Raw genomic sequence first — 22,543 nt, 5'->3', positions numbered from 1 at the left:
ACGGTCCGGTGATGGGCAATAAGAACAAGACGATCTCGTTCCGCGTCAACGAGGACGCGTTCGAGACGCTCCGCGACATCGCCGAGGAGCGGGACATCTCGCTGTCGGCGGTGTTCCGCGACTACGTGGATATGCTCGTTGCCCACGACGGTCAGGTCCGAGTCGTTCCGGAGAGCGGACCGGGCGGCGCCGGCGACGAGTCGTTCCCCCCGAAGATCGAGGTCCCGAAGAGCTTCGTCCGCGAGCACGAGCGGCTGGAACTCGAGGCCGAACACCTCCGCGAGCAGCTCGAAGAGCACAAGCGGTACGTCAACTACCTCCGCGAACAGCTGGAGGACGGCGACGACGAGGTGATCCAGCTCGAGGACCTCGACGGCGAGCCGGACGAGCCCTCCTTCCGACTCGGATAGCGCCTCGAACGCCCCGATTTCGTCGTTCTACGCCCGCCCGCCGAGCCGCGGTGCCGCGGATCGCGGTTCATGCTCCCCGCTTCCCGGAGACGAACCGTCGCGCGAAAACCTTCCTGTTCGTTCGTTACTGACCCTCGAAACGCCCATCCTGACGAAAATATTGCCGAACTGCTCGGAGATTGTTCAGAAACGTTCGATTCTCTCCCCGTCTGATGGACGGTTTCTCAGCGCGGAGCCGCTATTTCTGCGCATACTAAATTATTTACGAAAACGATATTACCCGGGCGGTGGACGGATCGCACATGCGAAGGTGGGTCCGACCGTGAGCGTATTCGACAGGGCGTACGACGATACGGTTCGCGTCCTCGACGAGGACGGGGACGTCGTCGGCGACGTTCCCGACCTCGACGACGAGTCGCTCGTCGAGATGTACAGGCACATGCGGCTGGCGCGTCACTTTGACGGCCGCGCGGTGAGCCTCCAACGGCAGGGACGGATGGGGACGTACCCCCCGCTCTCCGGGCAGGAGGGCGCCCAGATCGGGTCGGCGTACGCGCTCGACGCGGACGATTGGATGGTTCCGTCGTACCGCGAGCACGGCGCCGCCTTAGTACACGGGCTCCCGCTGAAACAGACGCTGCTCTACTGGATGGGCCACGAGGACGGCAACAACGCGCCGCCCGACGTCAACGTGTTCCCCGTCGCCGTCCCCATCGCGTCGCAGGTGCCCCACGCGACGGGCGCCGCGTGGGCCTCGAAGCTCCGCGGCGAGGACGACGCGTTCATCTGTTACTTCGGGGACGGCGCGACGAGCGAGGGGGACTTCCACGAGGGAGTCAACTTCGCCGGCGTGTTCGACACGCCGACCGTCTTCTTCTGTAACAACAACCAGTGGGCCATCTCCGTCCCCCGCGAGCGGCAGACGCGGAGCGCGACGCTGGCGCAGAAGGCGGAGGCGTACGGTATCGACGGCGTTCAGGTCGACGGGATGGACCCGCTGGCGGTGTACAGCGTCACGACGGCCGCGGTAGAGAAGGCGCGCGACCCCGACGCCGACCGGCCGCGGCCGACGCTCATCGAGGCGGTCCAGTACCGGTTCGGCGCGCACACGACCGCCGACGACCCGACCGTCTACCGCGACGACGAGGAGGTCGAGCGCTGGAAGCGGAAGGACCCGATCGACCGGCTGGAGTCGTACCTCCGCGACGAGGGGGTCCTCGACGAGGAGCGCGTCGCCGAGATCGAGTCGTCGGTCGAGGCGCAGGTCGCGGACGCGATAGACGCCGCGGAGTCGATGGCGCGTCCCGACCCGCGGGAGCTGTTCGAACACGTCTACGCGGAGCTTCCGCCCGAACTGGAACGACAGTACGAGGAGTTCGCCGCGCTGCGAGACGAACGCGGCGACGCCGCGTTTCTGGAGGACTGAATGACCGACACACAGAACCTCACGCTGGTACAGGCCGTCCGAGACGGATTGCACGCCGAACTGCGCGAGGACGACGACGTGGTCGTGATGGGCCAAGATGTCGGCAAGAACGGCGGCGTCTTCCGCGCGACCGAGGGGCTGTTCGACGAGTTCGGCGGCGACCGAGTGATCGACACGCCGCTCGCCGAGTCCGGGATCGTCGGCACCGCGGTCGGGATGGCCGCGATGGGGATGCGACCGGTCCCGGAGATCCAGTTCTCCGGGTTCATGTATCCCGGCTTCGACCAGATCGTCTCGCACATGGCGCGGTTCCGAACCCGCAGCCGCGGGCGGTTCACGCTCCCGATGACGCTGCGGGCCCCCTACGGCGGCGGCATCCGCGCGCCGGAGCACCACTCCGAGTCGAAGGAGGCGTTCTACGCCCACGAGGCGGGGCTGAAGGTGGTGATCCCCTCGACGCCGTACGAGGCGAAAGGATTACTCGCGGCGTCGATCCGCGACCCCGACCCGGTGATCTTCCTCGAGCCGAAGCTGATCTACCGGGCGTTCCGCGAGGAGGTCCCCGAGGAGCCGTACACGGTTCCCATCGGGGAGGCGGCCACGCGCCGCGAGGGGGACGACGTCGCCGTGTTCACCTACGGCGCGATGACCCGCCCCACGCTGGAGGCCGCCGAGACGCTCGGCGAGGAGGGGATCGAGTGCGAGGTCGTCGACCTCCGGACGATATCGCCGCTCGACCGCGAGGCGATAGTCGAGGCGTTCGAGAAGACGGGCCGCGGGGTCGTCGTCCACGAGGCGCCGAAGACCGGTGGGCTCGCGGGCGAGATCACGGCGATCCTCCAGGAGGAGGCGCTGCTGTACCAGGAGGCGCCGATCGGCCGCGTCACCGGGTTCGACGTGCCGTACCCGCTGTACGCGCTGGAGGACTACTACCTCCCGTCGGCGGCGCGCATCGAGGACGGAATTCTGGAGGCGGTCGAGTTTTAAGATGACCGCCGGAGATACACCTATGACCGATGCGAGCCGAAACGTGACCGCCGAGCGTCGACGCGTGACCGTCGGGGAGGGCGATCGATGACGATCAAGGAGTTCAAGCTCCCCGACGTCGGCGAGGGCGTCGCGGAGGGCGAACTGGTCTCGTGGCTGGTCGCGCCCGGCGACCGCGTCGAGGAGGACCAGCCCGTCGCCGAGGTCGAGACCGACAAGGCGCTCGTCGAGGTGCCGTCGAGCTACGACGGGACCGTCGAGGAGCTGTTCGTCGAGGAGGGGGAGATGGTCCCCGTCGGCGACGTGATCATCTCGTTCCGCGTGGACGAGGAGGGCGATGCCGAGGCGGGCGCCAGCGACGACGCCGACTCGGCCGCAGCGTCCGATTCCGAGCCGGACGCGACCGCAGACGAGGCGGACGCGAGCGCGGGCGACACCGCCCCGGACGCGGAACCCGCCGCAGAGTCCGAACCTGACACGCCCTCCGGACGAACCTTCGCGCCGCCGTCGGCCCGCCGGCTCGCCCGCGAGCTGGGCGTCGACGTCGCCGCGGTCGACGGGAGCGGTCCCGGCGGTCGCGTGACCGAGGCCGACGTGCGGGCGCACGCCGAGGGCGGGGCCGCCGCGAGCGGCGGGGGCTCCGACGGCGACGCGCCGACGCCGCGGCCCGCGCCGACCGACACCGGATCGGGCGAGCGGAAGTCCGCGGTCAGCAAGCGGGGCTCCGCCGACTCCGCGGCCGGCGCTGGCGGCGATGCCCCCGAGCCGGCGGGCCGTGAGACGACGCTCGCGACGCCCGCGACGCGGAAGGTCGCGCGCGAGCGCGACGTGGACCTCGACGACGTGCCGACCGACGAGACCCGCGACGGCGAGGCGTTCGTCACGGCCGAGGCCGTGAACGCCTACGCGGACGCGCTGGAGTCGCCGGCAGAGCCGACGGCGGAGCCGGAACCGGTCGACGCGGAGCCGGCCGACGCGGAGGCGACCCCGGAGCCCGCCGCGACGGATGCGGCCGCCGCCTCGGGGACCGCGTCGACCGAGCGCGACGGCGACGAGACGGTCCCTTACCGCGGCGTCAGGCGCACTATCGGGAAGCAGATGGAACGGTCGAAGTTCACGGCGCCGCACGTCACCCACCACGACACCGCCGAGGTCGACGCGCTCGTGGAGGCCCGCGAGGAGCTGAAGCCGAAGGCCGAGGCGAGGGGCGTGAAGCTCACCTACATGCCGTTCGTGATGAAGGCCATCGTCGCCGGGCTGAAGGCGCATCCGTACCTCAACAGCGAGCTCCGCGAGGACGAGGAGGAGATCGTGTTGAAGCGCGAGTACAACCTCGGGATCGCGGTCGCGACCGACGCCGGCCTGATGGTCCCCGTCGTCGACGACGTCGACGAGAAGGGGCTCTTCGAGCTGGCCGACGAGGTGAACGACCTCGCCGCCCGCGCCCGCGAGCGGAAGCTGAAGCCCGACGAAATGAAGGACGGCACGTTCACCATCACCAACTTCGGCGCCATCGGCGGCGAGTACGCCACGCCGATCATCAACTACCCCGAGACCGCGATCTTGGGGCTCGGCGCCATCGAGGAGCGCCCCGTCGTGCGCGAGGGGGCCGACGGGGACAGTGAGGTCGTCCCCGCGCCGACGCTGCCGCTCTCGCTGTCGATCGACCACCGGGTCGTCGACGGCGCGATCGCGGCCGAGTTCGCGAACACCGTCATGGAACAGCTTGAACACCCGCTGTTGCTACTCACCGAATAATGGTCGTCGGAGACGTCACCACGGGAACGGAGGTACTGGTCATCGGCGCGGGGCCGGGCGGCTACGTCGCCGCCATCCGCGCCGCACAGAAGGGGCTCGACACGACGCTGGTCGAGAAGGACGCCTACGGGGGCGCCTGTCTCAACCGCGGCTGTATCCCCTCGAAGGCGCTGATCACCGGCAGCGGGCTCGCCCACGAGGCGGGCAACGCGGAGTTCATGGGCGTCCACGCGGACCCCGCCGTCGACATGGGAAAGATGGTCGAGTGGAAAGACGGCGTCGTCGACGGGCTGACGAGCGGCGTCGAGAAGCTCTGTAAGGCGAACGGCGTGAACCTGGTCGCCGGGACCGCCTCGTTCACCGGCGAGAACACCGTCCGCGTCGCACACGGCGGCGAGGGGCAGGGCTCCGAGACGCTCTCGTTCGAACACGCGGTCGTCGCGACCGGCTCGCGGCCGGTCCAGATCCCCGGCTTCGACTTCGCCGAGGACCACGTCTGGAGCTCCGCCGAGGCGCTCGACGCCGAGACCGTTCCGGACCGGCTCGGGGTCGTCGGCGGCGGCTACATCGGGATGGAGCTGGCGACCACCTACGCGAAGCTCGGCGCCGACGTGACGGTCGTCGAGATGCTCGACGACATCCTCGACCCCTACGAGGACGACGTGAAGCGGATCGTCCGCAAGCGCGCCGAGGAGCTGGGCGTCGAGTTCCACTTCGGCGAGGGCGCGAGCGAGTGGTCGGAGGCGCCGGACGGCGGCTACCTGCTCCACACGGAGACGGAGGCGGGAGATGAGTCGACGTACGGCGTCGACAGGATCCTCGTCGCGGTCGGCCGCCAGCCCGTTACCGACGGGCTCGACCCGGGTGTGGCCGGGATCGAGACGGACGACCGCGGCTTCGTCGAGACGGACGACCGCACCCGCACGGCGGTCGAACACATTCATGCCGTCGGTGACGTCGCGGGCGATCCGATGCTCGCGCACGCGGCCTCGAACGAGGGGATCGTCGCCGCCGAGGTGATCGCGGGCGAACCGGCCGCACTCGACCGGCAGGCCGTTCCGGCCGCGGTGTTCACGGACCCCGAGATCGGCACGGTCGGGATGACCGAGGCCGACGCCGAGGACGCCGGATTCGACCCCGTCGTCGGGCAGATGCCGTTCAACGCCTCCGGGCGGGCGATGACGACCGGCCACACCGAGGGGTTCGTCCGGATCGTCGCCGACGAGGAGGCCGGATTCGTGCTCGGCGCGCAGATCGTCGGCCCCGAGGCGTCGGAGCTGATCGCCGAGGTCGCGCTCGCGATCGAGATGGGCGCGACGCTCGAGGACGTGGCCGCCACCGTCCACACCCACCCGACGCTCGCGGAGGCCGTGATGGAGGCCGCCGAGAACGCGCGCGGACAGGCCATACACACGCTGAACCGCTGACCGCGCTCGACCCTTCCGTGGCTGAACCGCTTAGCGCGCTCGACCCCTCCGTGTTCCGTGCGGCCGCGATCTTCCTCCTGCCGAGGTCCCGCGACGAAGCGAAGCGATGCGCCGCCGAGTCCCTGAATGTGACTCTCACTCACGACGGTCGAACTGTCGAAAAGACGACTCGTCGCCGCCGGCAGGGGACACTTACCGTGCGGTAAACCTCTCGGAGCGCCGCTGCGGTCCCTGTTGTCGACTTCGCGGATCCACAAATAGAACTTCATTATTTCGATAGAAACTCTCTGTTATAACGATGATTCTCTTCTCGAAGTAGACAATATTATCTGCGACGAGGGGCGACCATTTCTTGATGGCTAGTAACACCCAAGAGTGGTGGCCGGATCAGTTGGATCTGGAGCTGCTCGACCAGAACTCCGCCGACATCGGTCCGTACGACGAGGAGTTCGACTACGCGGCGGCGTTCGAGGAGCTCGACCTCGAGGCGGTCAAGTCCGACCTCGAGGACGTGATGACCGACTCGAAGGAGTGGTGGCCCGCCGACTACGGGCACTACGGTCCGCTGTTCATCCGGATGGCGTGGCACAGCGCCGGCACGTACCGCTCGCTCGACGGGCGCGGCGGTGCGGCCGGCGGACACCAGCGACTTCCCCCGATCAGCAGCTGGCCGGACAACGTGAACCTCGACAAGGCCCGGCGGCTGCTGGAGCCGGTCAAGACGAAGTACGGGAGCAAGCTCTCGTGGGCGGACCTCATCGTGCTCGCCGGCAACGTCGCCCTCGAGTCGATGGGCTTCGAGACGTTCGGCTTCGCGGGCGGCCGCGAGGACGACTTCCGGGGCGACGACTCGGTCGACTGGGGGCCCGAAAGCGAGTTCGAGACGACCTCCCCCGACCGCTTCGACGAGAACGGCGACCTCAAGGCGCCGCTCGGCAACACCGTGATGGGCCTCATCTACGTCAACCCCGAGGGGCCGAACGGCGAGCCGGACCTCGAGGGCTCCGCGAAGAACATCCGCCAGTCGTTCAGCCGCATGGCGATGAACGACAAGGAGACCGTCGCGCTCATCGCCGGCGGCCACACGTTCGGGAAGGTCCACGGCGCCGACGACGGCGACAACCTCGGTCCCGAACCCGAGGACGCCCCTATCGACCTCCAGGGCCTCGGCTGGGACAACGAGTTCGGCGAGGGGAAAGGCCCCGACGCGATCACCAGCGGTATCGAGGGGCCGTGGAACGCCACCCCGACCGTCTGGGACATAAGCTACGTCAACAACCTGCTCACCTACGACTGGGAGCCGGAGAAGGGCCCCGGCGGCGCGTGGCAGTGGACCACGAAGAACGACGAGCTCGACGACGCCGCGCCCGGCGTCGCGGACCCCTCCGACAAGGAGGACGTCATGATGCTCACGACGGACATCGCCCTGAAGCACGATGACGACTTCCGGGCCGTCTTAGAGGAGTTCCGCGACGATCCCGACGAGTTCCAGCAGACGTTCGCGAAGGCGTGGTACAAGCTCATCCACCGCGACATGGGCCCGCCGGAGCGCTTCCTCGGCCCCGAGGTCCCGGAGGAGACGATGATCTGGCAGGATCCCCTGCCGGAGGCCGACTACGAGACGATCGGCGACGCGGAAGCCGCCGATCTCAAAGGGGCGCTCCTCGACTCCGAGCTGTCGACCGGCGAGCTCGTCGAGACCGCGTGGGCGGCGGCGTCCACCTACCGCGACAGCGACAAGCGCGGCGGCGCCAACGGCGCCCGGATCCGCCTCGAACCCCAGCGGAGCTGGGAGGCCAACGAGCCCGAGCAGCTCGCCGACGTCCTCTCGACGCTCGAAGCGATCCAGTCCGAGTTCAACGAGTCGCGCGCCGACGACGTCCGCGTCTCGCTCGCCGACCTCATCGTGCTGGGCGGGACCGCGGCCGTCGAGCAGGCCGCGGCCGACGCGGGCCACGACGTCGAAGTGCCGTTCGCGCCCGGCCGCGTCGACGCGACCGCCGAGCAGACGGACGTCGACTCCTTCGAGGCGCTCAAACCGAAGGCCGACGGGTTCCGCAACTACCTCGGTGACACCGACGAGGACGTCGAGGACCTGATGGTCGACAAGGCGGACCTGCTGAACCTGACCGCCAGCGAGATGACCGTGCTGGCGGGCGGCCTGCGCGCGCTCGGCGCGACCTACGGCGACCGCACGGCGTTCACGGACGAGCCCGGGACGCTGACGAACGACTTCTTCGCCAACCTGCTCGACATGGAGTACGAGTGGGACGAGGTCACCGACGCCGAGGACCTCTACGAGGTCCGCGACCGCGACACCGGCGAGGTCGCGTGGGAGGCGACGCGCGCCGACCTCGTCTTCGGGTCGAACGCGCGGCTCCGCACCATCGCGGACGTGTACGCCAGCGACGAGGAGAAGTTCGTCGAGGACTTCGCTGCGGTCTGGAGCGAGGTCATGACGCTCGACCGCTTCGACCTCGACTGACGGTCGTCGCCGCGGTCGGTTTTCTTTTTGTGTCGCTCGGGACCGATTCCCGTGGCCGTCCGTTCGTCACCCGTCTGTCGCTGGTCGCTCAGGGACGTCTCCCGGTCCGTCAGCGCTGCCTAGCGTCCGGCCTGTAGCGCGACGCCGGAGTACCGGCTATCGCCGCGAGCGACAGATTCTATATCGCAACATGAGATTTACCACGCCAGTTCAGCTCGGACTCCCCGGCTGACCGAACGTTCGTCTTTCCCGTCCGATCCGCGGTCTCGGCGGCGATCGACCGGCTTTTTTCCCGCCGGACCCTCGCTCGCGACATGGCCGACGAGTTCGACCCGGAGAAGTTCGAGGACAAGTACGCGCACTACTTCAACGAGCTCCAGCGGGCGTACAAGAACGCCTTCGAGCAGATGAACGACCGGTACGACTCGGAGCTGATCCACGGCATCGATCAGACCGTGCTCAACGAGTCGGAACCGTTCTACGAGGACGGCGAGTTCCGCGTCGAACTTCCGGAGAACCCCCGCGAGCGCATCCGCGGCGCCGTCGCGGTCGACGACGAGACGTTCGAGGAGACGCTCGACGAGTACGTCGAGCGGATCGAGTCCGAGCTGTACCGCACCCTCGGTGTCGATCGCCCGGAGTGACGGGGCGACGTCGCGGCCCGTATCCGCCCGAACCAAAGGCATAAGCCCGCCGCCCGCCAACTCGCGGGCATGAGCACGGACACCGACGCGGCTGACGCGGAAAACGAACTCCGCGAGCGGATCACGAACTTCCTGCGGCGCAACTTCCCGCAGATCCAGATGCACGGCGGGAGCGCCGCCATCGCCCACCTCGACCGCGAGAAGGGCGAGGTGACGGTCCAGCTCGGCGGCGCCTGTTCCGGCTGCGGTATCTCCCCGATGACGATCCAGGCGATCAAGTCCCGGATGGTCAAGGAGATCCCCGAGATCGAGACGGTCCACGCCGACACCGGCGCGGCCGCCGGCGCCGACGGGGACCTCGGCGGCACCAGCAGCGGCGGCGGGATGTCCCCCTCCTTCCCCGGCGAGACGACCGACGACGACGGCGGCGACGACGAAGGCCCCCAGGCTCCGTTCTAAGTCGGTTCGAACCGCGACCTTCTCCTCTCTCGTTCCGCGAGTCGCATCGCCGTTCGTCGATAGGCGACCGTGTTCGCGGGTCACCCGCGTCGTAACGACTCTTTCGTGGTTCCTCTTGTGACTCCCCGCTAGCGCTGATTGAACTGTATATCGCTATACCGAATTCGGATCGCCGGGCTCGGTCGAGGCGACTGAAGCCTTTTTCTCCCCGGCAGCCGTGGGGAGTTGCTATGTACCATCGCGAGGTCGAACCCACGGCGGAGTACGTCGCGCGGTTCGAGACGGGCGCCGACTGGCGCGAGGAGATCGAGAGCCTCGCCCGCGAGGAGGACGTCGAGGCCGGCTGGTTCACGGCGCTCGGCGCGGTCCAGGACGCGGACGTCTGGTTCTACGACCAGGAGGAGACCGAGTACCGCTCGGTGACGTTCGACGAGCCGCTGGAGGTGGCCGCCTGCGTGGGCAACGTCTCGCTTTTGGAGGGCGACGTGTTCGCGCACACCCACGTCGTGCTCTCGCGGCCGAGCGGGCAGGCGCTCGCGGGCCACCTCGACTCGGCGACCGTCTGGGCCGGCGAGTGTCACCTGCGCGCGTTCGCCGAGCCGCTGGAGCGCTCCCACGACGAGGCCACGGACCTGGACCTGTGGCTGTGACCCGCCGACCGCGTCGCGCGGCCCCCACCGAGGCCCGATGAGACCGGACGACGAGCGCTACTTCGCGCGGATCGAAGAGCGCCTCGACGAGGCGTGGGACGTCGCGGAGGCGGCCAAAGAGCAGGGCCGGGACCCGGAGCCCGAGATCGAGATCCCGGTCGCCCGCGACATGGCCGACCGCGTCGAGAACATCCTCGGCATCGACGGCGTCGCGGAACGCGTCCGCGACCTGGAGGGGGAGATGTCCCGCGAGGAGGCGGCGCTGGAACTCGTCACCGACTTCGTCGACGGCAACGTGGGCGACTACGACTCCCGGGAGGGGAAGATCGAGGGGGCGGTCCGGACCGCCGTCGCGCTGCTCACCGAGGGCGTCGTCGCCGCGCCGATCGAGGGGATCGACCGCGTCGAACTGCTGGAGAACGACGACGGAACCGAGTTCGTCAACGTCTACTACGCCGGCCCGATCCGCTCGGCGGGCGGGACCGCCCAGGCGCTGTCCGTGCTCGTTGCCGACTACGCCCGGTCCCTGCTCGACGTCGACGAGTACAAGCCCCGCGATGTCGAGGTCGAGCGCTACGCCGAGGAGATCGCCCTCTACGACAAGGACACCGGGCTCCAGTACACGCCGAAGGACAAGGAGTCGAAGTTCATCGCGGAGCACATCCCGGTCATGCTCGACGGGGAGGCGACGAGCGACGAGGAGGTCTCGGGGTTCCGCGACCTCGAACGCGTCGACACCAACTCTGCCCGCGGCGGAATGTGCCTCGTCGCCGCCGAGGGGATCGCGCTGAAGGCCCCGAAGATCCAGCGGTACACCCGCGACCTCGAGGAGGTCGACTGGCCGTGGCTCCAGGACCTGATCGACGGGACGATCGGGACGGACGGCGCGGGCGACGGGGACGCCGCGGAGGCCGAAGCGGCTGACGGAGACGACGCCGAAGGAGGCGACGGCGAATCGGACGGAGTGGAGGGCGAGTCCGGGACCGACGCCGAGCCCGAGGGACCGCTCCGGGCAGAGCCCTCCCAGAAGTTCCTCCGAGACCTTATCGCGGGTCGGCCCGTGTTCACGCACCCGAGCGAGGCGGGCGGGTTCCGGCTCCGGTACGGTCGCGCGCGAAACCACGGGTTCGCGACCGGCGGCGTCCACCCCGCGACGATGCACATCGTCGACGACTTCCTCGCGGCCGGCACGCAGATCAAGACGGAGCGGCCGGGCAAGGCCCACGGCGTCGTCCCCGTCGATTCCATCGAGGGACCGACGGTCCGCCTCGCGAACGGTGAGGTCCGCCGGATCGACGACCCCGAAGAGGCGAAGGCGGTCCGCAACGGGATCGAGGAGGTGCTCGACCTGGGTGAGTACCTCGTCAACTACGGGGAGTTCGTCGAGAACAACCACCCGCTCGCGCCCGCGTCGTACGCCCCCGAGTGGTGGGTTCAGGAGTTCGAGGCGGCCGGCGCGGACGTACAGGCCATGGGGGACGACCCCCACGTCGACCTCGAACGCCCCGCCGTCGAGGAGGCGCTCTCGTGGGCGCGCGAGTACGACTGTCCCCTCCACCCCGAGTACACGTACCTCTGGCACGACGTCTCGGTCGCGGCGTTCGCGACGCTCGCGGACGCGGTCGCCGCGGGCGACGTGGTCGAGGGCGTCCTCGCGGTCGAGCGCACCGACCCGGTTCAGGACGCGCTGGAGTCGCTGCTGGTCGAACACGCGGCGACGCCGGACGCGCTCCGGATCCCGACGTGGCGGCCGCTCGCGCGGTCGCTCGGGGTCGACGACGGGCTCCGGAAAGAGTGGGACGAGGGGGACCTCTCGGCGGCGGCCCGCGGCTACGCCGACGGCGAGAACGCGATCCGCGCGGTCAACGAGGTCGCCCCCTTCGAGGTCCGCGAGCGCGCCCCCACCAGAGTCGGCAACCGGATGGGTCGGCCGGAGAAGTCGGAGAGCCGCGATCTGTCTCCCGCGGTTCACACTCTGTTCCCGATCAACGAGGCGGGCGGTCCCCAGCGCGACGTCGCCGAGGCCGCGAACGTCATGGACGACACCGGCCACCGGGGGCGACACGAGCTCGAGGTGTCCGACCGCGTCTGCCCCGACTGCGGCGAGCACACCTACGCCGCCCTCTGTCCCGACTGCGAAACGCACACCGAGCCGTACTACGAGTGCGGCGACTGCGGCACCGTCTGCGAGCCCGACGAGGCCGGCCGCGTCGAGTGCCCGCGCTGCGAGTGGGAGGTGACGGCGGCGACCCGCCGGGAGGTCGACGTCAACGACGCGTACCGCTCCGCCCTCGAGAACGTCGGCGAGCGCGAGTCCGCCTTCGAGATCCTCAAGGGGGTCCAGGGGCTCACCTCGCGGAACAAGACGCCCGAGCCGATCGAGAAGGGCGTCCTCCGCGCGAAGAACGGCGTCACCTCGTTCAAGGACGGCACGGTCCGGTACGACATGACCGACCTCCCGGTCACCGCGGTCAAGCCCGCGGAGCTCGACGTCACCGCGGACCACTTCCGCGAGCTGGGGTACGAGACCGATATCGACGGCGAGCCGCTGCGCCACGACGACCAGGTGGTCGAGCTCCGGGTCCAGGACATCGTCCTCTCGGACGGCGCGGCCGAGCACATGCTGAAGACCGCCGACTTCGTCGACGACCTGCTCGAACAGTTCTACGGGCTCGACCGCTTCTACGAGGTGAACGAGCGCGACGACCTCGTCGGCGAGCTCGTCTTCGGGATGGCGCCCCACACGAGCGCGGCGACTGTCGGGAGAGTGGTAGGTTTCACCTCGGCCGCGGTCGGATACGCGCATCCGTACTTTCACGCCGCGAAACGTCGGAACTGCTTCCATCCGGAGACGAAGATCTGGTACGAGGACGAGACCGGTCAGCTACGATACGACGAAATCGAGGCGTTCGTCGAGACGTACCTCGATCGGTCCGACGTCGAGTTCGACGACTTCGGAACGGCTGTCGGCAAATTAGAAGACGTCGACGGTGACCTGCGCGTTCCGTCGTTGACCGCGGATGGCGATCGCGTCTCTCGTTCGGTAGAGGCAGTCAGCAAGCACGACGCACCGAACCACCTCGTGCGGGTTCGTACCGAGTCAGGTCGATCGATAACCGTCACTCCAGACCACGGGGTTCACGTGTACGACGACGAACGGGACGAGGTCGCCAGCAGAGAGGCGCGAGAACTCGACGCGAACGACAGGCTGGTGATCCCCGACTCGATCGGGTCCGACGACATCAGTCGGGACCCGCAGCGGTTCGACCTCCTCGCCGAGTTTGTCCGGTCTGACGCGGTTCCGACCGACCGCCTCATGATCAAGGGGCTGGACAAAGACCGGCTGTACGATCTCTTCGAGGACGCTTTCGCGGATGACTGGGACGGGCGGTTCTATCCCCTCCAGAGCATGACCGAAGTGTTCGAGACGAACAAAAAGACGCTGAGTAACTACCTATACCGGGAGAGCTTCCCTGTCTCGTATCTTCAGCAGTGTTTCTCCTCGCTCGACGAGATGCTCGCGTTCGTTCCGGACGATGTCACCCTCGGAATGAAACGCGATCGCACGGAGATCGATCGGTTCGTCGATCTCAACGAGCGCGTCGCGACGCTACTCGGCTACTACGCGGCGGAAGGGTTCGCCCGCGAACAGGAGACGCCGAAGGGGACGATCCACCAGACGACGATCTGCGGGACGGAAACGGAGGCGAGGGAGTTCTTCCTCAACGTTTTGCGAGAGGAGTTCGGGGTCGACCCGTACGAAGAGAATCACGCCAAAGTGACCGTCTCCGGTCGCCTGTTGCGTGCGTTCTTCGACTCGGTGCTCGACTCCGGTGTGTACGCACACACGAAGCGAGTCCCTGATCGGATCTTCGGTGCACCCGATGAGATCGTCGGAGCGTATCTGAGTGGCTACTTCAGCGGCGACGGCAGCGTGGATGACGGATCGCTCCGAATCACCGCGACGACGGTGAGCGAGGAGCTTCGAGAGGACTTGATCGGTCTCCTGCGGCGGCTCGACATTCACGCGACTGTCGACCGACCGAAGAGGGTCCAACTCCATGATAAGTTTCCCGAGTTCTACGACGAGAGCGATCCGCGGATGACCGCGCAGACGTACGTCCTTAGTGTCTCGTCACACGATGCCGTTCGGTTCTCTGAAATTGCCGGCTTCCACCTCTCTCGGAAGCGCGATCGGCTGATGGGGAACGTCTCGTCCGTCGAGCCGTACGCACCGAAGGTGTCGGACGGCGGATCCGGAGAATACCTTGTCGAGAACGTCGACGAAGTGGAGGTCGTCGAGAGCGACGTTGAGCACGTCTACTGCCTCACCGTCGAGGACACGCACTCTCTCGTCGCGAACGATCTGTCGGTCGATCAGTGTGACGGCGACGAGGACTGTGTGATGCTTCTCATGGACGGACTTCTCAACTTCTCGAAAGAATTTCTGCCGGACCAGCGCGGCGGGCGCATGGATGCACCCTTAGTGATGTCCTCTCGGATCGACCCCTCGGAGATCGACGACGAGGCGCACAACGTTGACATCGTGCGGGAGTACCCGCTGGAGCTGTACGAGGCGTCGCGGGAGCTGGCCGACCCGGAGGAAGTCGAGGAGCTGATCCAGATCGGGGAGGACACGCTCGGCACCGACGACGAGTACCACGGGTTCGACCACACCCACGACACGACGGACATCGCGATGGGGCCGGACCTGTCGGCGTACAAGACGCTCGGCGACATGATGGAGAAGATGGACGCGCAGCTGGAGCTGGCGCGGAAGCTGCGCGCGGTCGACGAGACGGACGTGGCCGAGCGCGTGATCGAGTACCACTTCCTGCCGGACATCATCGGCAACCTCCGGGCGTTCTCGCGCCAGGAGACGCGCTGTCTCGACTGCGGTGAGAAGTACCGCCGGATGCCGCTGACGGGCGAGTGCCGCGAGTGCGGCGGCCGGGTCAACCTCACGGTCCACGAGGGGTCGGTGAGCAAGTACGTCGACACCGCCATCGAGGTGGCGGAGCGGTTCGACTGCCGGCCCTACACGAAACAGCGGCTGAAGGTGTTAGAAGGGTCGCTGGAGTCGATATTCGAAGACGACACGAACAAGCAGTCCGGCATCGCCGACTTCATGTGACGACCGCGGCCGCGGGCCGGTCCCCGTGTCGCCGCGGCAGGGGGCTACGGCAGGGAGACCGCGGCGACGGGGTGGGTCTCCTTGTCACGGGAGGTCACGGGGAGTGGCCGGTGGTTGGGTTCCGACAACGTTCTCAGGGTGACTTCCAGACGGGTGTGCCTCTCGTCGGCGGGCTGGAAGCCGGTCGGTTGTTACGCTCTCGCACGGTTATCCGTTCGGCATGGTCTGTCAGACCGTTAAAGTTCGAGACCCGTCGCGGCGGCGCTCGCCCCCTCAGTCGTCGTCGCGTGCGTCCTCGACCACGCGCGTGAACTCGCGGGCGGTCTCGGTGATGGCCTCGTAGTCGCCGCGTTCGGCGGCGTCGTAGTCGACGAGCGCGCCGCCCGCGCCGACCGCGAACGCGCCCGCCTCAACGTAGTCGGCCGCGTTGTCGGGGCTCACGCCGCCGGTCGGCATCATCGGGATCTGCCCGAGCGGGCCCTTCATCGCGCCGAGGTGGTCCGGACCGACGGTCTTCGCGGGGAACACCTTCACGAAGTCGGCGCCGGCCTCGTAGCCGCGGATCGCCTCGGTCGGCGTCATCACGCCGGGCGCGCTGACGGCGCCGTAGCGGTTACACGTCTCGATCACGTCCTCGTGGAGGCTCGGGGAGACGACGAACTCCGCGCCCGCCATCAGGGTCGTCCTCGCCGTCTCGCTGTCGAGGACCGTCCCCGTGCCGACGACGACCTCGTCGTCGAAGGAGCCCGCGACCGCGCCGAGCTTCTCCGCGACGTCCGGCGTGTCGGCGGTGATCTCGACGGCGGTGACCCCGCCCTCGTACAGCGCCTCCGTGATCCCGATGAGCTGGTCGGCCTCGACCCCGCGCAGCACCGCGACGACCCCGCTGTCGACGAGCCGTGAGAGCGTCTCGTTCATACCCCCCGTTTCCCGAGTCGGTACTTAAAACCGCGCCGATGCTCGCGAACGCTCCCGGTGAGCGCGGGCGGCGTCGACCGCGGGACCGACCGTTCGACCGGTCGTCCCGTGACACCCGTCGACACGATTCCGTGACACCCGTCAATACGATCCCGTGACACCCGTCGACACGAAATCGGCGGGGATCGGGGGGTGATCCCCGGCGAAACGGCTGCGACGAAACACTACCCTTTTGACCCTCCTTTCGGTAACACACGGTATAATGGGCCGACGCAAGAAGATCGTTCAGGAATGTGAGCGGCTGATGGACTCCCCGGAGAACATCCGGAACATCGCCATCGCCGCCCACGTCGACCACGGGAAGACGACGCTCTCCGACAACCTGCTGGCCGGCGCCGGCATGATCTCCCAGGACACCGCGGGCGAGCAGCTCGCGATGGACACGAAGGAGGACGAGCAGGAGCGGGGGATTACCATCGACGCGGCGAACGTCTCGATGACCCACGAGTACGAGGACACCAACCACCTCATCAACCTCATCGACACCCCGGGCCACGTGGACTTCGGGGGCGACGTCACCCGTGCGATGCGCGCGGTCGACGGCGCGCTGGTGGTCGTCGACGCCGTCGAGGGCGCGATGCCCCAGACGGAGACGGTGCTCCGGCAGGCGCTCCGCGAGGGCGTGAAGCCGACGCTGTTCATCAACAAGGTCGACCGCCTCATCTCGGAGCTTCAGGAGGGGCCACAGGAGATGCAAGAGCGGCTCCTCTCCGTCATCGCCGACGTCAACGAGCTCATCCGCGGGATGGCCGAGAACATGGACGACATCCCCGAGGACTGGACCGTCTCCGTCGAGGACGGGACGGTCGGGTTCGGCTCCGCGCTGTACAAGTGGGGCGTCTCGATGCCCTCGATGCAGCGGACCGGCATGGACTTCGCGGACATCATGGAGCTCGAGCAGAACGACGAGCGGCAGGAGCTCCACGAGCGCACGCCGCTGTCGGACGTCGTGCTCGACATGGTCTGCGAGCACTTCCCGAACCCGGTCGACGCGCAGCCTCGTCGTGTCCCGCGCATCTGGCGCGGTGACCCGGAGAGCGAGCTGGCCGACACGATGCGGATGGTCAACGAGGACGGCGAGGTCGTCTTCATGGTCACCGACATCTCCATGGACCCGCACGCGGGCGAGATCGCGACGGGCCGCGTCTTCTCCGGGACCTTAGAGAAGGGCCAGGAGCTGTACGTCTCCGGGACCGCCGGCAAGAACCGCATCCAGAGCGTCGGGCTCTTCATGGGATCGGAACGCGAGGAGGTGGACCGCGTCCCGGCGGGGAACATCGCGTCGGTCACCGGCCTCCGCGACGCCATCGCCGGCTCCACCGTCTCCTCCGTGGAGATGACGCCGTTCGAGTCGATCGAGCACATCTCCGAGCCGGTCATCACGAAGTCCGTCGAGGCCCAGAACATGGACGACCTGCCGAAGCTCATCGAGACGCTCCAACAGGTCGCCAAGGAGGACCCGACGATCCAGATCGAGATCAACGAGGACACCGGCGAGCACCTCATCAGCGGCCAGGGCGAGCTCCACCTCGAAGTGATCACCCAGCGGATCCGCGACAATCAGGGCATCCCGGTCATCACCGGCGAACCGATCGTCGTGTTCCGCGAACAGCCCCAGGAGGCCTCCCGCGAGGTCGAGGGGCAGTCCCCGAACCGCCACAACAAGTTCTACCTCACCGTCGAGCCGATGGACCAGGACATCGTCGACGCCATCCAGCTCGGCGAGGTCTCGATGGACATGCCCGAACTGGAGCGCCGCGAGGCGCTGCAGGAGGCCGGCATGGACAAGGACACCTCGCAGAACGTCGAGGACATTCACCGGACCAACATCCTCATCGACGACACGAAGGGGATCCAGCACCTCAACGAGACGATGGAGCTCGTCTTGGAGGGGCTTCAGGAAGCGCTCGACGACGGTCCGCTGGCCGCCGAGCCGGTCCAGGGGTCGCTGTTCCGCCTCCACGACGCGAAGCTCCACGAGGACACCATCCACCGCGGGCCCGCGCAGGTCATCCCGGCGGTCCGCGACGCGGTCCACCGCGCGTTGATCGACGGCGAGGTCCGCCTGCTGGAGCCGATCCAGGACGTCCGCATCGACGTCCCCTCGGAGCACATGGGCGCCGCGTCCGGCGAGATCCAGGGCCGCCGCGGTCGCGTCGACGACATGTACCAGGAGGGCGACCTGATGGTCGTCGAGGGCATCGCGCCCGTCGAGGAGATGATCGGCTTCTCCTCCGACATCCGTTCGGCCACCGAGGGTCGGGCCTCGTGGAACACCGAGAACGCGGGCTTCCGCGTCCTCGTCGACAACCTCCAGCGCGAGAAGATCATGGAGATCCGCGAGCGCAAGGGGATGAAGCTGGAACTGCCGCAGTCGATCGACTACTTCTAAGTCGACGGCGCGGTCCGCGGTTTCGGCCGTTTCTCTCGCTCTTTTCCCGTTATTCTCTCGCCTTCTTCGGCTCTGACTTCCCACAGCGGCGGATCGACCGAACCGACCGCCTACCCACTCGAATCCGTGCGCCGCGTTGGCAGACGAGAGAGAGGCAACGCCTGCCCCCGCCGAAGGCTTATACCCGATCGTCCGACTCCGTTCGGGTATGCAGACGGGCACGACTCCACCCCGGCGCACCGCGACGGAGCCACCGAGCGACCGCTCCACGCCGGGGACAGGAACGTGTCCGCGAACGCGCGTCCCGGACCGGGCCGACCGCGGCGACGCGCCGGAGGTGACGGCGTGAGCGACCGCCGCGACGGGGCGCCGGAGGCCGCGCTCGACGCGGAGGACGCGGCCGCTCCAGTCGACGGCGAGGGCGGCGACGCGCCCTCTCCGGACGGCGGCCACGCGGCGGCGACGCCCTCGACGCACACGGTCCGGCTGGAGCTCGTCGACGAACCCGGACAGCTGCTCGCCGCGCTCCACCCGATCGCGGACAACGGCGGGAACCTCCTGTCGATCTACCACGAGCGCGGGAACAAGACGCCCCGCGGGCGGATCCCGGTCGAGGTCGACTTCGAGGCGACCCCCGAGCGGTTCGAGGAGATCGTCGACGCGCTCCGCAGCGAGGGCGTGAACGTGATGCAGGCGGGCACCGAGCGGTACGCGGAGGAGGTGACGCTGCTCCTGTTCGGCCACCTCATCGACACCGACCTCTCCGACACGCTCTCGCGGATCGAGGCCTGCGAGTCGGCGTCGGTCGCCGACGTGTCGCTCGCGGCCCCGCAGGGCACCGAGGAGGCGTCGAGCGCGCGGCTCCGGCTCGAGGCTCGCGCGGGCGAGACGGAGGCGGCGCTCTCGGCGGTCCGCGAGCTGGCGACCGAGAAAGAGCTTCGGGTCGTCGAGCCGCTCACGGGGGTGGACGCGTGAGACTCGCGGTTATCGGTGCGGGGGCGGTCGGGCGCTCCGTCGTCGAACTGGCCGACGAGTACGGCCACGAGGTCGTCGCGGTCGCGGACTCGTCGAGCGCGGTCGTCGCGGACGGGACGGGCGGCACGGGCGGCCCGGGCTCGGACGGACGCGCCGGCGTCGACCCCGACGCGGTCGCGGCCCGGAAGGCGGAACGGGGAATCGTCGGGGACGACGACCCCGCGGACGCGCTCGCGGCCGACTACGATGTCCTCGTGGAGGCGACGCCGACGACGCTCGGCGACGCCGAGCCGGGCTTCTCGCACGTGACGACCGCCCTGGAGCGCGACCGCCACGCCGTCCTCGCGAACAAGGGACCGGTCGCGGAGCGGTTCGGGGACCTCCGGGGGGCCGTCGACGACAGCGACGGCGAGATCCGCTTCGAGGCGACGGTGGGCGGCGCGATCCCCGCGGTGTCGACCGTCGAGGACATCGAGCCGGGCCACGTCACCGCGGTCCGGGGCGTGCTCAACGGGACGGCGAACTTCATCCTCACGCGGATGGCGGCGGAGGGACTCGATTACGATCACGTGCTCGCGGAGGCACAGGACCTCGGCGTCGCGGAGGCCGACCCCTCCTTCGACGTGGACGGCACCGACGCGGCGCTGAAGTGCGTCATCCTCGCGAACGTGCTCTCCTTCGGCGCGGTCGACGACCCGACCGACGCCCGGGAGTTCACGCTCGAGGACGCCGACGTCTCCGGGATCCGCGACGTGCCCGGCTCCGCGCTCCGGCTCGCCGCCGAGGACGGCCGGACGGTGCGGCTGATCGGCGAGGCGACCGGGGAGGCGGTCCGGGTCGCGCCGCGGCTCGTCCCCGAGAACGGGACGCTCGCGGTCTCCGGCACGCAGAACATCGTCCAGATCGAGACCTCCCACGCCGGCCGGCTCAACATCTCCGGCCGCGGCGCGGGCGGCCCGGAGACCGCGAGCGCGGTCCTCGGCGACGTGGGGCGACTGGAGTAGGTCCCTCCGGGTACCGATTCCGCCACCGCGAGCCGGGGCGTGCGTCGTTCTGTCGTGCCCCGCGTTGTCGAGAATCGCCGGACCGCGGCGCGATACTCTGTGGCCCGTATCGAAACCGTTTTAGTGGAATCTACCGAAACTTACTCACAGAGCGCCTTAGCGCGTGATTACCCCATGAGTGACAAACCGCACCAGAACCTGGCCATTATCGGCCACGTCGACCACGGCAAGAGCACGCTCGTGGGTCGCCTCCTCTTCGAGACGGGGAGCGTCCCCGAGCACGTAATCGAGCAGCACCGCGAGGAAGCCGAAGAGAAGGGCAAGGGCGGCTTCGAGTTCGCCTACGTGATGGACAACCTCGCCGAGGAGCGCGAGCGCGGCGTCACGATCGACATCGCCCACCAGGAGTTCGACACGGACACCTACTACTTCACCATCGTCGACTGCCCGGGCCACCGTGACTTCGTGAAGAACATGATCACGGGCGCCTCGCAGGCCGACAACGCGGTGCTGGTGGTCGCGGCCGACGACGGCGTCGCGCCCCAGACCCGCGAGCACGTGTTCCTGGCCCGCACGCTCGGGATCAACGAGCTCATCATCGGCGTCAACAAGATGGATCTGGTCGACTACCAGGAGTCCTCCTACAAGGAGGTCATCGGCGAGGTCGAGGACCTGCTCAACCAGGTCCGCTTCGCGACCGACGACACCACGTTCGTGCCGATCTCGGCGTTCGAGGGCGACAACGTCGCCGAGGCGTCCGAGAACACGCCGTGGTACGACGGCCCGACCCTGCTGGAGTCGCTCAACGACCTCCCGGAGACCGAGCCGCCGACGGACGCGCCGCTGCGTCTCCCCATTCAGGACGTCTACACCATCTCCGGCATCGGGACCGTCCCCGTGGGACGCGTCGAGACCGGAATCTTAAACACCGGCGACAACGTTTCCTTCCAGCCGTCCGACGTGGGCGGCGAGGTGAAGACGATCGAGATGCACCACGAGGAGGTGCCCGAGGCCGGCCCCGGCGACAACGTCGGGTTCAACGTCCGCGGTATCGGGAAAGACGACATCCGCCGCGGCGACGTCGTCGGCCCCGCCGACGACCCGCCGAGCGTCGCCGAGACGTTCAAGGCGCAGGTCGTCGTCATGCAGCACCCGTCGGTCATCACGGCCGGCTACACGCCGGTCTTCCACGCCCACACGGCGCAGGTCGCCTGTACGATCGAGTCGATCGACCAGAAGATCGACCCCTCGTCGGGCGAGGTCGCCGAGGAGAACCCGGACTTCATCAAGTCCGGCGACGCCGCGGTCGTCACCGTGCGTCCCCAGAAACCGCTCAGCATCGAGCCGTCCGGCGAGATTCCGGAACTCGGCAGCTTCGCCATCCGCGACATGGGTCAGACCATCGCGGCCGGCAAGGTGCTCGAAGTCAACGAGCGATAATCGATGCAGCAGGCACGCGTCCGCCTCGCCGGCACGAGCCCCGAGGACCTCGACGACATCTGCGACGACGTCCGCGAGATCGCGGACTCGACGGGAGTCGCCCTGTCGGGCCCGATCCCGCTGCCGACGAAGACGCTCGAGATCCCGTCGCGCAAGTCCCCGGACGGTGAGGGGACGGCGACGTGGGAGCACTGGGAGATGCGCGTCCACAAGCGGCTGATCGACATTGACGCCGACGAGCGCGCGCTCCGCCAGCTCATGCGCGTCCAAGTGCCGAACGACGTCAGCATCGAGATCGTTCTCGAAGACTGAGCGCTAGGGCGTTTCTCTTTCCCCTCTCGTTTTTTCGTCCCGTCCAGCGGCGGCGCCGCCGA

General features: G+C 68.4%; 17 protein-coding genes. 16 read left to right on the top strand and 1 reads right to left on the bottom strand.

The window, feature by feature from the left end; all coding sequences use genetic code 11:
- The first annotated feature begins 11 nt into the window (after nucleotides 1-11).
- The 10 genes from EXE42_RS10855 to polC all read left to right on the top strand — a co-directional run bounded on the left by EXE42_RS10855 (nucleotide 12) and on the right by polC (nucleotide 15,380).
- Nucleotides 12-410 carry a CopG family transcriptional regulator gene (locus tag EXE42_RS10855; RefSeq protein WP_137706506.1) on the top strand — a complete coding sequence of 133 codons (399 nt, stop codon included), beginning with the start codon at nucleotides 12-14 and terminating at the stop codon, nucleotides 408-410.
- Between the two features lie 322 nt (nucleotides 411-732).
- A complete protein-coding gene (pdhA, locus tag EXE42_RS10850) occupies nucleotides 733-1,836 on the top strand; it encodes a pyruvate dehydrogenase (acetyl-transferring) E1 component subunit alpha (protein WP_092921307.1) in 1,104 nt (367 codons plus the stop codon).
- A complete protein-coding gene (locus EXE42_RS10845; RefSeq protein ID WP_092920605.1) occupies nucleotides 1,837-2,823 on the top strand; it encodes an alpha-ketoacid dehydrogenase subunit beta in 987 nt (328 codons plus the stop codon). It begins immediately after the preceding gene.
- An 87-nt stretch (nucleotides 2,824-2,910) separates the two neighbouring features.
- The gene (locus EXE42_RS10840; RefSeq protein WP_137706505.1) at nucleotides 2,911-4,581 is read left to right on the top strand and encodes a dihydrolipoamide acetyltransferase family protein; all 1,671 of its coding nucleotides are present in this window, start codon (nucleotides 2,911-2,913) and stop codon (nucleotides 4,579-4,581) included.
- Complete coding sequence (gene lpdA / locus EXE42_RS10835) at nucleotides 4,581-6,008, top strand: dihydrolipoyl dehydrogenase (protein ID WP_137706504.1); 1,428 nt, start codon at nucleotides 4,581-4,583, stop codon at nucleotides 6,006-6,008. The genes EXE42_RS10840 and lpdA overlap by 1 nt, the downstream gene beginning before the upstream one ends.
- A 355-nt stretch (nucleotides 6,009-6,363) precedes the next feature.
- A complete protein-coding gene (katG, locus tag EXE42_RS10830) occupies nucleotides 6,364-8,493 on the top strand; it encodes a catalase/peroxidase HPI (protein WP_137706503.1) in 2,130 nt (709 codons plus the stop codon).
- Nucleotides 8,494-8,807: 314 nt separating this feature from the next.
- Complete coding sequence (locus EXE42_RS10825; protein WP_092920609.1) at nucleotides 8,808-9,137, top strand: DUF5783 family protein; 330 nt, start codon at nucleotides 8,808-8,810, stop codon at nucleotides 9,135-9,137.
- Between the two features lie 69 nt (nucleotides 9,138-9,206).
- Nucleotides 9,207-9,596: a NifU family protein gene (locus EXE42_RS10820; protein WP_007995326.1), complete on the top strand. Its 390-nt coding sequence runs from the start codon at nucleotides 9,207-9,209 to the stop codon at nucleotides 9,594-9,596.
- A 230-nt stretch (nucleotides 9,597-9,826) separates the two neighbouring features.
- Entirely contained in the window at nucleotides 9,827-10,246 is a 420-nt protein-coding gene (locus EXE42_RS10815; protein ID WP_017341912.1) for a PPC domain-containing DNA-binding protein, read from the top strand.
- Nucleotides 10,247-10,283: 37 nt separating this feature from the next.
- Entirely contained in the window at nucleotides 10,284-15,380 is a 5,097-nt protein-coding gene (gene polC, locus EXE42_RS10810) for a DNA polymerase II large subunit (RefSeq protein WP_137706502.1), read from the top strand.
- A 273-nt stretch (nucleotides 15,381-15,653) separates the two neighbouring features.
- Here the strand turns inward: polC and EXE42_RS10805 are convergent, their stop codons facing one another.
- Entirely contained in the window at nucleotides 15,654-16,298 is a 645-nt protein-coding gene (locus EXE42_RS10805) for a bifunctional 4-hydroxy-2-oxoglutarate aldolase/2-dehydro-3-deoxy-phosphogluconate aldolase (protein ID WP_137694776.1), read from the bottom strand.
- Nucleotides 16,299-16,560: 262 nt separating this feature from the next.
- Between EXE42_RS10805 and EXE42_RS10800 the strand changes: the two genes are divergently transcribed.
- The 6 genes from EXE42_RS10800 (at nucleotide 16,561) to rpsJ (ending at nucleotide 22,481) form a co-directional block, all read left to right on the top strand.
- On the top strand, nucleotides 16,561-18,750 hold the full coding sequence (locus EXE42_RS10800) for an elongation factor EF-2 (protein ID WP_092920613.1): 2,190 nt from the start codon (nucleotides 16,561-16,563) through the stop codon (nucleotides 18,748-18,750).
- 208 nt (nucleotides 18,751-18,958) lie between these two features.
- The gene (locus EXE42_RS18575; RefSeq protein ID WP_158293704.1) at nucleotides 18,959-19,099 is read left to right on the top strand and encodes a hypothetical protein; all 141 of its coding nucleotides are present in this window, start codon (nucleotides 18,959-18,961) and stop codon (nucleotides 19,097-19,099) included.
- Nucleotides 19,096-19,725 carry an amino acid-binding protein gene (locus EXE42_RS10795; RefSeq protein WP_092920614.1) on the top strand — a complete coding sequence of 210 codons (630 nt, stop codon included), beginning with the start codon at nucleotides 19,096-19,098 and terminating at the stop codon, nucleotides 19,723-19,725. Before EXE42_RS18575 ends, EXE42_RS10795 begins: the two co-directional genes overlap by 4 nt.
- Nucleotides 19,722-20,729: a homoserine dehydrogenase gene (locus EXE42_RS10790; protein ID WP_137706501.1), complete on the top strand. Its 1,008-nt coding sequence runs from the start codon at nucleotides 19,722-19,724 to the stop codon at nucleotides 20,727-20,729. Before EXE42_RS10795 ends, EXE42_RS10790 begins: the two co-directional genes overlap by 4 nt.
- A 174-nt stretch (nucleotides 20,730-20,903) precedes the next feature.
- Entirely contained in the window at nucleotides 20,904-22,169 is a 1,266-nt protein-coding gene (tuf, locus tag EXE42_RS10785; RefSeq protein ID WP_092920616.1) for a translation elongation factor EF-1 subunit alpha, read from the top strand.
- 3 nt (nucleotides 22,170-22,172) lie between these two features.
- Complete coding sequence (gene rpsJ / locus EXE42_RS10780) at nucleotides 22,173-22,481, top strand: 30S ribosomal protein S10 (RefSeq protein WP_004048854.1); 309 nt, start codon at nucleotides 22,173-22,175, stop codon at nucleotides 22,479-22,481.
- Nucleotides 22,482-22,543 lie beyond the last annotated feature (62 nt).

Source organism: Halorubrum sp. SP3 (assembly GCF_005435195.1).
GTDB lineage: Archaea > Halobacteriota > Halobacteria > Halobacteriales > Haloferacaceae > Halorubrum > Halorubrum sodomense.
This window is presented reverse-complemented; position numbering and strand designations above follow the sequence as displayed.